Source organism: Pseudomonas sp. 10C3, from assembly GCF_036346185.1.
Lineage (GTDB): Bacteria > Pseudomonadota > Gammaproteobacteria > Pseudomonadales > Pseudomonadaceae > Aquipseudomonas.
This window is the reverse complement of sequence record NZ_JASJVE010000013.1, coordinates 124,831-139,829: the sequence shown is the minus strand read 5'-3', so window position 1 is coordinate 139,829 and position 14,999 is coordinate 124,831. Positions and strand designations below refer to the sequence as shown.

At 59.7% G+C, this 14,999-nt stretch carries 14 protein-coding genes; 5 read left to right on the top strand and 9 right to left on the bottom strand.

What is annotated here, in order from left to right:
• Nucleotides 1–136: 136 nt before the first annotated feature.
• Nucleotides 137–613: a MarR family winged helix-turn-helix transcriptional regulator gene (locus QN399_RS14530; protein WP_084317873.1), complete on the bottom strand. Its 477-nt coding sequence runs from the start codon at nt 611–613 to the stop codon at nt 137–139.
• Nucleotides 614–723: 110 nt separating this feature from the next.
• Nucleotides 724–1,581, bottom strand: a complete 858-nt coding sequence (locus QN399_RS14525; protein ID WP_330201093.1) for an MFS transporter — start codon at nt 1,579–1,581, stop codon at nt 724–726.
• 87 nt (nt 1,582–1,668) lie between these two features.
• Between QN399_RS14525 and QN399_RS14520 the strand changes: the two genes are divergently transcribed.
• Nucleotides 1,669–2,547: an AraC family transcriptional regulator gene (locus QN399_RS14520; protein ID WP_330201092.1), complete on the top strand. Its 879-nt coding sequence runs from the start codon at nt 1,669–1,671 to the stop codon at nt 2,545–2,547.
• Between the two features lie 18 nt (nt 2,548–2,565).
• Here QN399_RS14520 and QN399_RS14515 read toward each other — a convergent pair whose 3' ends face one another.
• The 7 genes from QN399_RS14515 to QN399_RS14485 form a co-directional block, all read right to left on the bottom strand.
• Nucleotides 2,566–4,137 (bottom strand): methyl-accepting chemotaxis protein, encoded by a 1,572-nt coding sequence (locus QN399_RS14515; protein WP_322178794.1) that lies wholly within the window; start codon nt 4,135–4,137, stop codon nt 2,566–2,568.
• Nucleotides 4,138–4,152: 15 nt separating this feature from the next.
• Nucleotides 4,153–4,917 carry a class II aldolase/adducin family protein gene (locus tag QN399_RS14510; RefSeq protein WP_322178795.1) on the bottom strand — a complete coding sequence of 255 codons (765 nt, stop codon included), beginning with the start codon at nt 4,915–4,917 and terminating at the stop codon, nt 4,153–4,155.
• 23 nt (nt 4,918–4,940) lie between these two features.
• Nucleotides 4,941–5,927, bottom strand: coding sequence for a 2-dehydropantoate 2-reductase (locus QN399_RS14505; RefSeq protein WP_322178796.1), 987 nt, complete (start codon nt 5,925–5,927; stop codon nt 4,941–4,943).
• Between the two features lie 107 nt (nt 5,928–6,034).
• On the bottom strand, nt 6,035–6,829 hold the full coding sequence (locus QN399_RS14500; RefSeq protein WP_322178797.1) for an ABC transporter ATP-binding protein: 795 nt from the start codon (nt 6,827–6,829) through the stop codon (nt 6,035–6,037).
• Entirely contained in the window at nt 6,826–8,628 is a 1,803-nt protein-coding gene (locus tag QN399_RS14495) for a branched-chain amino acid ABC transporter ATP-binding protein/permease (RefSeq protein ID WP_330201091.1), read from the bottom strand. Before QN399_RS14495 ends, QN399_RS14500 begins: the two co-directional genes overlap by 4 nt.
• A complete protein-coding gene (locus QN399_RS14490) occupies nt 8,625–9,662 on the bottom strand; it encodes a branched-chain amino acid ABC transporter permease (RefSeq protein WP_322178799.1) in 1,038 nt (345 codons plus the stop codon). Before QN399_RS14490 ends, QN399_RS14495 begins: the two co-directional genes overlap by 4 nt.
• A gap of 107 nt (nt 9,663–9,769) precedes the next feature.
• Nucleotides 9,770–10,921, bottom strand: a complete 1,152-nt coding sequence (locus tag QN399_RS14485; RefSeq protein WP_330201090.1) for an ABC transporter substrate-binding protein — start codon at nt 10,919–10,921, stop codon at nt 9,770–9,772.
• Between the two features lie 777 nt (nt 10,922–11,698).
• On the opposite strand from QN399_RS14485, the gene QN399_RS14480 reads away from it, so the two are divergent.
• From QN399_RS14480 to QN399_RS14465, 4 genes are read left to right on the top strand one after another with little or no spacing between them, the layout of a single operon-like run.
• The gene (locus tag QN399_RS14480) at nt 11,699–12,811 is read left to right on the top strand and encodes an amidase family protein (RefSeq protein WP_322216856.1); all 1,113 of its coding nucleotides are present in this window, start codon (nt 11,699–11,701) and stop codon (nt 12,809–12,811) included.
• A 26-nt stretch (nt 12,812–12,837) separates the two neighbouring features.
• Nucleotides 12,838–14,010, top strand: coding sequence for an acyl-CoA dehydrogenase family protein (locus tag QN399_RS14475; protein ID WP_322178802.1), 1,173 nt, complete (start codon nt 12,838–12,840; stop codon nt 14,008–14,010).
• A gap of 26 nt (nt 14,011–14,036) precedes the next feature.
• Nucleotides 14,037–14,396, top strand: coding sequence for an IacB protein (locus tag QN399_RS14470; RefSeq protein ID WP_084317862.1), 360 nt, complete (start codon nt 14,037–14,039; stop codon nt 14,394–14,396).
• Nucleotides 14,397–14,412: 16 nt separating this feature from the next.
• Complete coding sequence (locus QN399_RS14465) at nt 14,413–14,946, top strand: nuclear transport factor 2 family protein (RefSeq protein WP_322216854.1); 534 nt, start codon at nt 14,413–14,415, stop codon at nt 14,944–14,946.
• The last annotated feature ends 53 nt before the right edge of the window (nt 14,947–14,999 follow it).

The window sequence follows — 14,999 nt, the reverse complement described above, 5'->3', positions numbered from 1 at the left end:
CGCGATTGCCTGTAAAGGGATCAGCTATCGATGGTGAATGCTGTGCCCATAAAAAGCAGAAATCTAAATCATCGGATTTCTGCTGTACACGGCCGCTATTCAAGGCGTGCAAACTATCGCCAATGCCCATCGCGGGTCAGTCTTCCGGCAGGTTATTGAATATTTTTTCCAGCGTTCCGTTCAGTTTGGTGATCTGGGCTTCGGTCAGGCCTTTGAAACTGGTGCGGAAGATATCGCTGGTGCCGTGCTGGATTTCTTCAATGGTATGGCGGCCGACATCGGTGAGTGAGACCTGAGTCACGCGTCCGTCGCTGGCGCTGGTGTTGGTTTCTACCAGGCCGTCGGCTTTCATGCGATAGACAATTTTGGTGATGGTCGAGAGCTTCGCGATGGCGTGGATGGAGATTTCCGAAATGCTCGACTCGCCATTTTCCTTGAGGATGAACAGAATCCGCCAGCGCGGTATGTCCATATCGATTTTTTTCAGCGCTTTCTCCATGGCCATGGAGTAGCGACCGTGCAGGCGAGCCAGCCAGTAGAAGGGAAACTCTTCCTTCTTGAAGTCTTCGCTGGCGGGGTTGTATCGGCTCAGGCGCTTTTTCGGGGTGGTCATAAAGGTTGGCGTAGTCTTTCAGGTGAGCGGGTTTGATAGCGGGCGTCATTGTCGCGCCGCCCGCGGCAAAAAACCAGCAGACACGCCGTAGCGTGCCTCAGGTGAGGACGTCAGGCCAGGCCTTCGTGTTTGAGGCTCTCACGGAAGTGGCGGCACCCCTTGATCAGCAAGAGCAGGGTGAGTGCGACGGCGAAGGCATTTAGCAGGGAAATCGATGAGCCGACCATGGCCGGATTTTTGAATAGCCGGTCGGTGAGCAGCGCGACCAGCGTGGTACCAAGACCCAGGCCGATCAGATTGGAAATCAGCAGGAACAGCGCGCTGATCTGCGCTCGCATCTGATTCGGCGGCAGGATTTGCATGGCCGCGGTCGAGGCCGGCATTGGGAACGAAGCGAAGAACATCGCCGGTGCCAGCAACGCCACGGACATCCACAGTTCGCTGACCTTGGTGAACGCGATGGCGGGCACGGCCATGCCGATCGCTCCGATGACTCCCGCACGGATCGGCGCATCGCTGTAGCCTTTTTTCGCCAGCCAGTCGATCAGCCAACCGCCACAAAACACGCCACTGGTGTTGGTCAGCAGCACCACGATCCCGAGCATGTAGCCGGTATCGCTAGGGGCAAGGCCGAATTTGCGCATATAGAAGGCCGGGGTCCAGCTGAGCATGCAGAACAGTGTCATCGCGTAGAACGAAAACCCCAGGTAGTGGCAGAAAAAGGTCTTGCGGTGCACTGTCAGGAACTTGAATGCCTGTTTCATGCTGGGCGCGTGGACATTACCCGCCGCATCCAGCTTCAAGCCCTTGTTTGCCTTGACTCTATGCATCAGGCGCAGAGGCTGTTCCGGGCGCGCAGAAAGCGTTTGCGTGGCGTGAAAATTGCTTTCCATTTCCACTAAATTATCGACGTGCCTGCGGGTAACGGTGTCATTTTCTGGAGGTGCTTCAGCATGTTCGATCAACACTCTTCGCTCCGTCATCATTGCCTTCTGAGTTCCGGCGGGTTTGGCGAGGTCAAGGATCGGGTCAGTCATTACCTGTAGCCCCACCAGATGAAAATGCAGCAGGGCGGCGCCCTGCAATCGCAGCTGTATGGCGTGTTTTTCGGCAGCTCGGCGTTGTTCGATCTGCACTACGGTGCACCGGTGGAAATCGACGCCGGGGATATCAGTGGCTACTACCTGATTCGGGTCACCCTGGAAGGCAGCGGCATGGTCAGCCTGGGCAAGCAGAGCGCGATTTTGCGCAAGGGTGGGCTGACCATTTCTTCGCCTTCTGAACGCAGTTTTATTCGTATCGACAAGGACTGCCGCAACCTGATTTTGCGCGTCGATCGCCAAGCCCTCGAGCGTCAGCTGCAAGTGTTGCTCAACCGGCGTTTGCGTCAGCCGTTGCTGTTCGACATTCAGGTCGACGCCGAGCATCAGGGCATGGCGACGGTAAGGACCACCCTGGATTACATTTGCAAGCTCTATGGCGACGCCAGCCAGACGCTGCTGACCTCGACCATGGGCGGGAGCCTGTCGGACTATCTGCTGTCGGTGCTGCTGACGCAGTTGCCGCACAATTATTCGGTCGATCTGCTGCAAGACCAGCGCCAACCAATGCCTCACCAGGTCAAGAAGGCCCGCGACTTCATCGAACAGCACCTGGCCGAACCGATTGCGCTGGCGGGCCTGGCGCAGTTCTGCGACGTGTCGATCCGCACCTTGCAAAATGGCTTCACGCGGTTTCTTCAGCAAACCCCCAGCGACTATGTCCGCACTCGTCGGCTGGCTTTGGTTCACGTAGCCCTGCAGCAGGCTGGCCCGACCGACAGCGTGACGGATATCCTGTTGCGTCACGCTGTCGCCAGCTTCGGTCATTTCGCCATGCAGTACCGCAAACAGTACGGCTGCCTGCCTTCCGAGACCCTGCGACGTCAGGCCTGATGCATGAGGATGAATCGTTCAGCCCTGTAGAAACCGATGGGCCAGGTCGAGTTGGGAGTTGGCCAGTTGATGCAGCTCCTCGCCGATCTGGGTACTGCGTCGGGACTGATCGCTGCTGGTTTGCGCCAAATTCACGATCTGGGAAATCTGGCCGTTGATCTCTTGCGCGACTTGACCTTGCTGTTCGATGGCCGAGGCCATTTGCAAACTCATGCCGGAGATCTGTCCGACTTCCTCGCAGATGCGCCGCAACGCGGTTTGGACCTGCGATACGTCTTCGCTTGATTCCCGCGCGGCCGATTCGCCGCGTTGCGCTGTGGCGAGGGCCAGGGCGCTGCCTTCACGCAACTGCTCGATGGAGCGCTGGATTTGTTCAGTGGATTCGCGGGTGCGGGTCGCGAGGCTGCGTACCTCATCGGCGACCACTGCGAAACCGCGTCCGGTCTCGCCGGCGCGTGCCGCTTCGATGGCCGCGTTCAGCGCCAGCAAATTGGTCTGTTCGGCGATACTGCGAATCACATGCGCGACGCCGCTGATTGATTCGATCGATTCCGCGAGGCGGCTGACGGCTTGGCCAATTTCCTCGACCGAGGTGCACAGGCCGGTCATCGAACGCTGGCTTTGCCCGGACATCCGGTCACCATCGCGAGCCAGGCGGTCGACGGCTTGGGTGGCTTCGGCCGCGTGTTGCAGGTTGCGCGACAGCTCTTGGATCGTGGCACTCATTTGATGGACCGCCGCGGCGGACTGCTCGGCTTCTTCAAGTTGCCGTTGCAGGTGCCCGGATTGGGTCTGCACCAGTGTCGACGATTCTTGCGCGCGTTGACGCACGGTCTCGCCGTTGATCCGGATGCGCGACATGACCGTGCGCATCCGCGTGTTCTGGCTGTTAAGGGCCATGTCAAAACGGTTGGCAACGCTGGCGCTGCCTTCCTGAAGCGGGGCCAGCAACGCGTCGCTGTAGACCTGATCGTGCCGGGCCATGATCCGGCGGACGTCCGCATGTTGTCTGGCTCGCCATTGCCAGCTCGCGGCGAATACTCCGCCGAGCACCAGAAGGCCGGGTGCCAGGTCGATCTGTCCGACAACCATGGCGCCCGTGACACCAAACCCCAGCAGCCAGGCGATGCCCTGAGTGCTGGCATGCTCCTGCATGCGCCGGGCAAAAGTCAGTGGGCCGTGGCCGTCATTCAAGCGTCGATAGAGTTTTTCCGCTCGCAGGCTTTGGGCGGCGTCCATCGGGTGATACGCCGTACCCAGCGCATTCAGCTGACCGCCCTCCAGCAGTGGCACCACATAGAGATTGCACCAGAACGTCGTGCCCTGTTTATCGCGACCCATCATGGGCGCTGTCCAGGGCACGCCGCTGCGCAAGGTCTCCCACATACGATCAATGACTCGCTTGGGCATCAGCGGATGATTGATCAGTTCGTGCGGTTGGTTCAGCAGCTCCTCTCGGGCGTAACCACTGAGCGCCACATAGGCATCGTTGCAGGCCATCAGATGGCCGAGAGTATCCAGGCGCGAGATCGGGATTTCTGGCTGCGCCGCAACGATGACCGGTGGCGTGTATTCCTTTGACTTAGCCACTGAATGCTCCCGCGATTACCAGCACTGGCCGCGTTCGGCGCGCATTTTGCGAACCATGGCGTCGAAAAATTTTACAGCGAAGCCGCTGTCCCGAATGAGCATGGCCGTGAGTTCGGCACACTTCTGGCTGATCGCTTCAGGCAGCGGATTGTCCTCACCGCCCAGAGCGCCGGCCTGGCACTGGATTTCGGCGGCGCGCTGCACTGTCCACAGCAGGAAGAACGCCTTGGCAATGCTGCTTTCGCCGACGGCAATGCCGTGATTGCGCAGCACCAGGATGTGCTTGTCACCAAGGCTGTCGATCATCCGCGCTTTTTCGTCGTCGAACAGCGTGATGCCTTCGAAGGTGTGGTAACCGATCCGTCCGTAGAGTTGCGCACCGTAAAAGTCGTTATGGGCAAAACCGGCCTTCTTCATGACGATGGCCGATATCGGCGTGGTGTGCGTATGGATCAGGCACTGGATGTCCGAACGGGCACCGTGCACCGCGCTGTGCAGGGCGAAACCGGCTGGGTTACCGTCGTAGGGCGAGTCCTCGAGCTTCTTGCCGTGCAGGTCGACTTTAAGCAGGTTCTCTGGCGTCACTTCGGTGTAATTGAGGCCGAACGGGTTGACCAGATAATGGTGCGCCGGGCCAGGAAGGCGTGCGGAAATATGGTTGAAGATCGTCTCGGTCCAGCCGAAGAAATCCACCAGGTGGTAGCAGTGCGCAAGTTGCACGCGCAGTGCCCATTCCTCGTCGCTGTACGCATGCGGTTTTGCCATTAGGGTGTGGTCCATGTCGGAGTCCTTGTCGTAGTGAGTCAGTGACGGGCCTGTTCGCCGCGAAAGCGTGCCAGGGCAATGAGGTGTCGAGTAACGGGCATCGGGATCGCCATGCCATCGGCCAACTCCAGCACTGCGTCGCCGATGGCGGCCAACTCCAGAGGGCGACCTTTTTCATAGTCCTGCAGCATCGAGGTGCGCACCGCGCCCATGCCGGCGCCGAGTTCGAGAAAGGTCCGTGGATCGATGCTCACGCGCGCGCCGTACGCGGCGGCCGTGAGCAAGGCTTCGTGCAGGCAACTGCTGACCAGGTCGCGCAACTCCGGCAGGCTGTAAAGTTGATCAAGCGTCGCGCCGGTAATCACTGAGAGCGGGTTGGAGGTGAGGTTGGCGATGATCTTGGTCCACAGATTGTCGCGAATGCGGTCGGTGGCTCGTGCTTCTATGCCGACACTTTCGATCAGTGCGCGCACACGCTCCAGCCGGGCGCTAAGGCGGTTGTCAGGCTCACCGAAAATCATCAGGTGCGGGGTGTTCGATTCAGCCACGGCGTTGGCCGGGCAGTGCGCGGTGATGAACACCACGCAGCCGATCACGTGGCGCAGGTCCAGGGCCTGGTTGAGTGTCGACTGCGGATCAACCGCGCTCACCCGTTGCCCTTCGTAGCGTCCACCTTCACCGTGGAAGTACCACCACGGCACGCCGTTGATCACCGGGATCACCGCCGTCTCGGCGCCGATCATCGGTTGCAGTTGTGGCAGCAGGCTGGCCAGGGCTTGTGCCTTGGTGCAGAGAAAAATCAGGTCTTGCACGCCAAGGCTGGCAGCGTTGTCGCTGGCCTCGACTCGCACATGATGATGACCGTCCAGATCGGATAAGTGGATGCCGTCACGGCGGATGGCGGTCAGGGTTTCACCTCGGGCCAGTACGTTGACCGTATGGCCGTTACCCGCAAGACGGGCCGCTAGGGTGCAGCCGATGGCACCGGCGCCGGCGATGCCGATGCGCAAGGAGGAAGCGTTCATCGTGACTCCGGATTATTCACAAGGGGGCGATAGGTTGTTGAACACAACAACAGTCCCCTGTAGGAAGGCCGGCTTGCTAGTAAGCCAGCTCCTGCAAGGGCGCGGTGTCAGTTGGCGAGCATTTCCTGATGCTTGCTGGCCAGGCCGAGATAGGCTTCGATCACGCGTGGGTCATCAGCCAGTTTCTGCGCCGGGCCTTGCATGGCGATCTGACCGGTTTCCAATACATAGGCGTAATCGGCTACCCGCAGGGCGGCACGCGCGTTCTGCTCGACCAGCAGAATCGATACCCCTTGCTCACGCAGCGCGGTGATGATGCGGAAGATCTCCCGGGTAATCAGCGGCGCCAGGCCCAGGCTCGGCTCGTCGAGCATCAGCAGCTTGGGCTTGGCCATCAGCGCCCGGCCCACGGCGAGCATCTGCCGTTCACCGCCGGACAACGTCGCCGCCAATTGCTCGCGGCGCTCCCACAGGCGCGGGAACAGTTCGTAGATTTCGCCAAGCGTTTCTCTGTAGCGACGGTCGCCCCGGCGATGGCGTTGAAAAGCGCCGAGCAGCAAGTTGTCGGCCACGCTCATGCTGGTGAACAATTCGCGTTTTTCCGGCACCAGGCCAAGGCCCCGCGAGACCATCACTTCAACTTCCGGCAAGGTTTCCAGGCTGCCGTCGAAATGCACCTGACCCCGGGAGCCAAGCACGCCCATGATGGCCGAAAGCAGGGTGGTCTTGCCGGCGCCGTTGGGGCCGATCACCGTCACAATCTGGCCCTTGCCGACGGTCAGGCTGGCGTCGCTCAGCGCTTCGACCTTGCCGTAGGCCACGCTCAGGCCTTTGATCTCCAGCACGGCGTCGTCGACTTGGTTGCGCGGTGCGAGGTGCGGTTCCACTTGCATGTTCATCATTCAACTCCTCCCAGATAGGCTTCCAGCACGGCCGGATCCTTCTGTACGTCTTCGGGCAAGCCCTGGGCGATCCGCTGACCGAACTCCATGACCACCACGCGATCGACCAGGCCCATGACGAAGTCCATGTCGTGCTCGACCAGCAGAATCGCCATCCCTTCGCTGCGCAGGCGACTGAGCAGGATGCCAAGGGCTTCTTTTTCTTTCAGTCGCAGGCCAGCGGCGGGTTCGTCGAGCAGCAGCAGGCACGGATCGGCGCACAAGGCGCGGGCGATTTCTAGAATCCGCTGTTGGCCGAGTGCCAGGCTCCCTGCCTCTTCATACAAATAGTCGCCCAGGCCTACGCGCTCAAGCTGACGTCTGGCTTCGCCGAGCAGTTCGGCTTCCTCGCGACGATCAAGGTGCAGGGCCGCCGCCAGCACGCCTTGTTGGCCACGCAAATGCGCGCCAATGGCGACGTTCTCCAACACGCTCATGTTGCCCAGCAGCTTCACGTGCTGAAAGGTGCGACTCATGCCCATGCGCGCCACTTGCCGGGAGTTCAGGCCGTTGATCTTTTGACCCATGAACAGCACATCGCCGCTGCTCGGTGTATCGACGCCGGAGAGCTGGTTGAACATGGTGCTTTTGCCGGCACCGTTGGGACCGATCAGCGCGAGGATTTCACCCGAACGGATTTCCAGGCTCATGTCGTTGTTGGCCACCAGTCCGCCGAAGCGCTTGGTCACATTCCGCGCCTCAAGGATCAGCTCGCCATGTTTGGGCAGTTGCCGGCGGGGAAGGGGTGCAGCCTTGGCGTCGACATTCAGGACCTTGGCGCGGACCCTGAACCGGGCCGGTATCAGGCGCGTCAACAAGGGCCACAGACCACACGGTGCGCGCTGCATAAGCACCACGATCAGGATGCCGAATACGATGATTTCGTAGTTGCCGGTGTTACCCAGCAAGTGCGGCAACCAGTCCTGCAACCATTGTTTGAGCATGGTCAGGACGCCCGCGCCGAGCAGGGCGCCCCACACGCTGCCGACACCACCGATCAGGGCCATGAACAGGTAATCGATGCCCATGTTCAAACCGAACGGCGTCGGGTTGACGAAGCGTTGGGTGTGCGCATAGAGCCAGCCGGAAATGGCCGCGAACACCGCAGAGATGACGAAGATCACCATCTTCGAGCGGAAGGTGTTGACCCCCATCGACTCGGCCATTACCTGGCCTCCCTTAAGTGCGCGAATGGCGCGGCCTTCGCGAGAATTCAGGAGGTTCTGCGTGACGACGATTGCCAGCAACAGCAGGGCCCAGATCAGGTAGAAAATATTCTCGCCCTTATCCAGCTTCAGGCCGAACAATGAAATCGATGGCAAGCCGCCGACGCCGGTATGACCGCCGAGGGATTCCAGGGTGCCGAACAAGTAGTACAGCGAAAGGCCCCAGGCAATGGTTCCCAGCGGCAGGTAATGCCCTGACAACTTGAGTGTCAGGGCGCCGAGAATCAGTGCCACTGAGGCGGTGAGCACCACGCCCGCCAGCAGCGTCAGCCACGGTGACGCTCCGGCCCAGGCCAACCATGCCGGCAGTTGTTCAGTGGTGGTCAGGTAGGCTGAGGTGTAGGCGCCCAGCCCGACGAACGCGGCCTGACCGAAACTGGTCATGCCGCCGACACCCGTGAGCAGCACCAACCCCAATACGACCATGGCGTACATGCCGATGTAATTGAGCAGGGTGACGTAGTACGGCGGCAACAGCAGCGGCGCGACGCCCACCACCAGTAACAGGGCAAGCAACAGATAGCGCGAATTCATTCTTCTTCCTCCACATGACGACTGGTGAACGAACGCCAAAGCAGGAACGGAATAATCAGCGTGAACACGATGATCTCTTTGTAGATACTGGCCCAGAACATCGAGAATGCTTCGATCAGGCCCACCGCCAGAGCGCCGAGCGCGGCGACCGGATAGCTAACCAGTCCGCCGATGATCGCGCCGACAAAGCCTTTGAGGCTGATGACGAAACCGGAATCGAAATACAGCGTGGTGATCGGCGCGATCAGGATCCCCGACAGCGTGCCGATCAGCGCGGCGAGCAGGAAGGTCGACTTGCCCGCGAGGGTCGGCGAAATACCCATCAGCCGGGCACCCATGCGGTTGACCGCGGTGGCACGCAGGGCTTTGCCATACAGCGTGCGCTCGAAGAACAGGTACAGCCCGACGATCAGCCCCAGGGACACGGCCAGCACCCAGAGCGTCTGGCTGTTGAAGGTGACCGGGCCCAGTTCCAGGCCAGCTTCGGAGAACGGTTGGGTGCGGGCGCCTTCAGGGCCGAACAGCAACAGCGCAATACCGACCATGCTGACGTGCACGGCGATCGATACAATCAGCAAGACCAATGAGCTGGCCGAGGCGATCGGCTGGAACACCAGTCGGTAGATTTGCGGGCCCAGCGGAACAACCAACGCCAGCGTCAACAAAGCCTGGACCGCCATCGGCAATTCGGCCAACGGCAAGGTGTTGATCAACACCGCCAGCAGGCCTGTATAGCCAAGCTTGAAGAGAATGCGCACGGGGAACCGAAAGGCCTGGCTTGAACGTGCCGCGCCCCATACATCGAGTGCACAGTCGATCAGCGTCAGGCCGAGCAGCAGCCAGACCAGAGCAGTCGGGTGACCGCTCTGCAACGTGGCCATGGTCAAGGCGCCGTAGGTCACGAATTCACCCTGGGGAATCAACAGGATCCGGGTCACGGTGAACACCAGGAGGATCGACAGGGCCAACAGCGCATAGATCGCGCCGTTGGTCATACCGTCCTGGCCCAGCAGCATGGCTATCTGGAAATTCATAATGAGAGCTCTTTTCTACAGATTGAATATCAGGCCCGATTGCCGGCGCGGGTTGACTCGCCGGCAATCGGGCAGGGCGCGCAGTGGGCTGTGCGCCCGGGTTTCGATCAGTTGTCGTGCAACAACATCCAGTTGCCGTTCTTCACCACGATCAATTCGCGACCGCGCTCGTCGAAGCCGCTGTGGTCCTGAGGCGTCATGTTGTAAACGCCTTGGGTGCCGGCCAGTTCGTGGCTTTGCTCAAGCGCATCACGCAGGGCTGCACGAAATTCGGGAGTGCCCGGTGCCGCTTTTTTGGCTGCAATCGGGATCGCCTGCTGTAGCAGCAGACCGGCATCGAAGGTGTTCCCGCCGAAGGTCGCCGGCTTGCTGCCGTTGAGCTTTTCGTAGGCCGTGGTGTAGTTGCTGGCGATTTTCTTCGAAGGATGGCTGTCCGGGATTTCATCCAGTACCAGCATCAGGCTGGCCGCCAGAATGGTGCCCTCGACTTTCTTGCCGCCCAGCTTGAGGAAGTCTTGCAGCGCCGCGCCGTGGGTCTGGTAGACCTGGCCGCGATAGCCCTGATCGAACAGGGTGGTCTGCGGCATCACCGCCGAACTGCCCGGCGCTGCGACCAGCACTGCATCGGGGCGGGTGGCGAGAATTTTCAGGCTCTGCCCGGTGACCGAAGTGTCCTGGCGCTGAAAGCGCTCGTTGGCCACGACCTTGATATTCTGCTGCGCTGCCAGGCCGGCCATGACCTTGGCCCAGTTCTCGCCATAAGGGTCGCCGGTGCCGATGAAGCCGAGAGTTTTCACGCCTTTTTTAGACATGTGTTCGAACAGCGCCTTGGCGATCAGGTCATCGTTCTGCGTGGTCTTGAATACCCATTTCTTCTGCTCGGTCATTGGCAGCACCACTGCAGCGGTGCCGACCGGTGCCAGCAATGGCACGCCTGCCTCGGCGACGAACTGGATCACGCCCATGGCGTTGGGCGAGCCGCTCGGGCCGATGATGGCATCGACATTTTCTTCGTCGATCAGCTTCTTCAGCGCCTTCACCGTAGCGGTCGGGTCGCTCGCATCATCCAGAGAAATGTATTTCACCACCTGGTCGCCGGCCTGGGTCGGCAGCAACGGCACGGTGTTTTTCTGTGGTAGTCCGACCAGTGCGATCGGTCCGGTGGAGGAGGTAATGACACCGACTTTCACATCCGCCTGCGCAGCGGCGGCGCAGGCGGCACTCAACAACAACGTGGGCACGGCTTTTCTGAAAAGCATGACTTTCTCCGAAGAGTTGCAACGCTGCAAAAGGCTAATGGCCAGCCTTCCCGACCACGACGTGGTGCGAGTACGGCCCTGTTTTAGTTATCGAACTGTGGCGACACCCATGGTTTGTTACCGAGCCATCAGGGTGCTGCTCGACCATGAGCGATCGGTCGAAGGCGAAGAGGGCAAAAGCAGATTGCATGCCAGAAATTTTTCGGTGCAAGGCAGAAAGCCGTTACTGCGATGCCTGATGCGAACGCTTTGAGGCGGGCCGGCCAAGGTGATCCGAAGGGCTGGCAGTGGGGCATGTTAAGGGCGGGAAAAACCCGCAGCACGCCATATCAAACAAGGCTTTGATCTGGATCAAGGAAGCGCTCAAATGACCAAAAACCACCTGATAATAAAATCAAAAAACAGTGATTTTTTACGCTGTTTTTGGCTGTAATTTTTGGGCTGATTTATTTTTTCCTGTTTGCTTTTTCAGCGAGGCCTCTGCTCAATATTTTTCTGAATGTTTCGATGCTTTCTGTTCGTTAAATACAATTAACTAACTGATTTATAAGGTAAAAATATAAAATATTCAGGATTTTTCGTTTTTACGGCAGTGTTACCAAACTGCACGCCGTTGGTGCGAAAAGAGAAAGTCTGCACCGAAAATACACACTCTTTTATTTGGTAAAATTCAATTGACATTTCACGTAAATATTACGATTTTAGATTTAAGCGTTTTCCCCGGCCCTCGTGCCGAGGTCATCCGTTCTGGTGACACATAACGAGCAGGTAAAGAACATGTCGATCGTTGTTGAGGATTTAGCCTTAGGAGGGAATGGCCTTTCGGTCATGGTGAAAGACACCATCGATATCGCCGGCTATCCGACCCGCGCTTCAAGCAGCGCCCTGGCCGATGCGCCGGCGGCAGGCGAACATGCACGCGTGGTCCAGTCTGTTCTGGATGCGGGCTGCCGGATCACCGGTAAAACCAGCCTGCATGAATTGGCATTCGGCACCACCGGCCTCAACGCATGGACTGGCACGGCCTCCAATCCGCGCTATCCGGGCTATATACCGGGCGGCTCTTCCAGTGGTTCGGCAGCTGCGGTGGCGGCAGGCCTTTGCGACTTCGCGCTGGGCACCGATACCGGCGGTTCGGTACGGATTCCAGCGGCGTGCTGTGGTGTATTTGGTCTCAAGCCAACCTTTGGTCGTGTCAGCCGTCAGGGTGTGATGCCTGCGCGCAGTACCCTCGATTGCGTAGGTCCCCTGGCACGGGATATGGAACGCTTGATTGAAGCGATGCACATCATTGATCCCTCGTTCGCCTCCATCCCGGTGCCTGAGCATCTTGCTATCGGCGTGGTCGCGGTAGAGGCCAACGAACAAATCCACTCGGTGGTGAACCAGGCGCTGGGCCGTTCGCGCTTCAAGTTACTTGAGCAGAAGCTGCCTGGCATGGCCGCCGCGTATGACGCCGGCATGGTGATCATCAACGCCGAAACCTGGGCAGCGTGTGGCCATCTTCTGCAAACCGGTCGGGTTGGCAGCGATGTCGCCGACCGTCTGCGCGCGGCCAGTCTGACCACGGCCGAGTCCGTTGAAGAAGCCGAAATCATCCGTCGCGCGTTTATCGCAGAAGTGGACGCAGCCTTGGCCATCACCCCGATTCTGGCCATGCCGACCATGCCCGACTTCCCGTTGCTGGTCGCCGACGCGGCCGACACTCGCGCCGCCCTGGGCATGACCTCCCTGGTGCGTGCTTTCAACCTTTCCGGTCATCCGGCTCTGAGCATTCCTCTGGAAAGCGCCTCGGGACTTCCGGTCGGCCTTCAACTCATTGCCGCCCATGGCGCGGACGAACTGCTGTGTGCAGTCGCCCGCGAACTGGTCCGGCGCCTGGAAGAGTAATCGTGATGCTTACTATGGAGAAACCCATGACTGCGCCAAGCGAGCTGAATCACCAGCGCTGCGTGCCGATCACGGCGAATGAAGCGTTTCAGAAACTGCTGGTCGAGATTCGTGCGCGTGCTCGAAGCGAAGAATTCGACCAACAAAAATTCATCTCGCAGGACGTTATCGAGCAGTTCCGCAAGCTCGGCGTCTATCGGGCTCTGGTGCCCAAACGCTTCGGCGGCGACGAGCGTTCGCCGGCCGAGTTTTGCCAGATGGTGGAAGATATCTCGTTCGCCGATGGCTCCGCCGGTTGGGTCGCCAGCTTCGGTATGAGCCCGGTTTACCTGGCGGCGTTGCCGCTGGAAACCATCAAGAAAATCTATGCCGATTCGCCTGACGTGGTGTTCGCCGGCGGGATCTTCCCTCCGCAGCCTGCATCCTTTGTTGACGGTGGCCTGGAGGTCAATGGGCGCTGGAAATTTTCCAGCGGTTGCATGGGCGCGTCGCTCATCGGCGTGGGTATCAGCCCGAAAAATGGCGAGATGCTCGGCCTGCCACGACTGGCGGTGATGCCTCGGGAAAAGGTCAGAATCGAGGAAACCTGGAATGTCGTCGGCCTGGTCGGCACTGGTAGCCATGATGTCGTCGTCGAAGGCGTGGTGGTGCCGGAGGAGTGGACCTTCGTACGCGGCGGTCCATCGAGTCTTGACGAGCCGTTCTTCCGCTATCCGTCACTGTCGTTCGCCACACAGGTGTTGTCTGTGGTTGGCCTGGGCGTTGCTCGTGCGGCACTTGATGAGTTGAGCGGCATGGCCAGTGGCCGAATCTCCGTGACCGGTGCGCCGTCGTTGTCCGACCGGCCGCTGGCCCAGGTCGAGATGGCCAAGGCCGAAGCGTCGCTGCGCGCTGCACGTTCGTGGTTCTACCAGTCCATCGACGATGCCTGGACCAGCGTTCTGGCCGGCGACCCGGTGAGCGTCGAGCAGACCAATATGCTGCGCTTGTCTTCGACCCACGCCACGCGTGTCGCCGCCGATGTTGCGCGCACCGCGCAAATGCTATCGGGAATGAGCGGGGTGTACCGCACCAGTCCTCTGTCGCGTTTTGTCAACGACACCCAAGTCATTACCCAGCACGCCTTCATGGGCGATATGACCTACCAGAACGCGGGCGCGATCTTCTTCGGCAATAAGCCGCTGCCTGGCTACCTGTAATTTTTTCCTACTGATTGGTGAACCCCATGACCGATAAAAAAGCCCTGCGAGTTTTGTTCTGCATAGGCATCAACCAAAACTTTTTCGATGCTCCGCGTCCTGAAGCGCTGGAAGTCTGGGCCGCTTTCGGCGCCATGTGGAACGGCATCGCCGACCTGCCAGGCGTCACCGTGCTGGGCAACATGGACGACGATCAGAGCATGGTCGGCCCGTCTGCCGGCTGGCCCTGGACGACTTACTTGCTGGCCGATGTACCCGACATCGAAACCGTCCACGCCGCCTGCAATCTGTTTCGCACCACGGATGTCGGCAATGGCCCTTACAAACTCTGGAAGTATTGCAAGGTCGAGGCCCGTACCGGTCGCGAACTGATCATCCAGCGCTGAGTCGAGAGAAGTCGCCATGTCATCACAAGAGCATTTGCGCGCACTGGAACAGCGGCTCGAGCAGTTGGAAAGCGAGAACGCGATCCGCGCCTGCATGAATCGCTACATGTCTTTGTGCGACGAGCTGGGCGTGGATTCCCCGCTCGAGGAACTGGCCGGGTTGTTCACCGAGCAGGCGATCTGGGAAGGTAAGGGTGCCAAGTACCAGAATAGCTTTGGCGGTTACCACGGGCGTGAGGCGATCAAAGCGATGTTCGCAACCTACATGGTCGAACCGGCGCACTTTTCGCTGAACGTGCACTTCCTGACCTCGGAACTGATCCGGGTCAGCGGTGAGACCGCAGATGCCAGTTGGGTGATGTTGCAGACTTCGACCTTTGCCTCGGGTGCCTCGCACCTCAACAGCGCCCGCCTGACCGTGCGGTTCGCCCAGAAAAAAGGGCAGTGGCACATGGCGCATTTTCAGACCGAGAACCTGTTCAGCCGACCGGTAGACACCTGGAACAATGCCGCGCACCTGCCCGTACCTGGTAAGTCCGGCCAGTCCTGAAAGTAACACCCAGAATTCTTAGAGTCGGCGAATAATGCCGACGAGGAGTGATC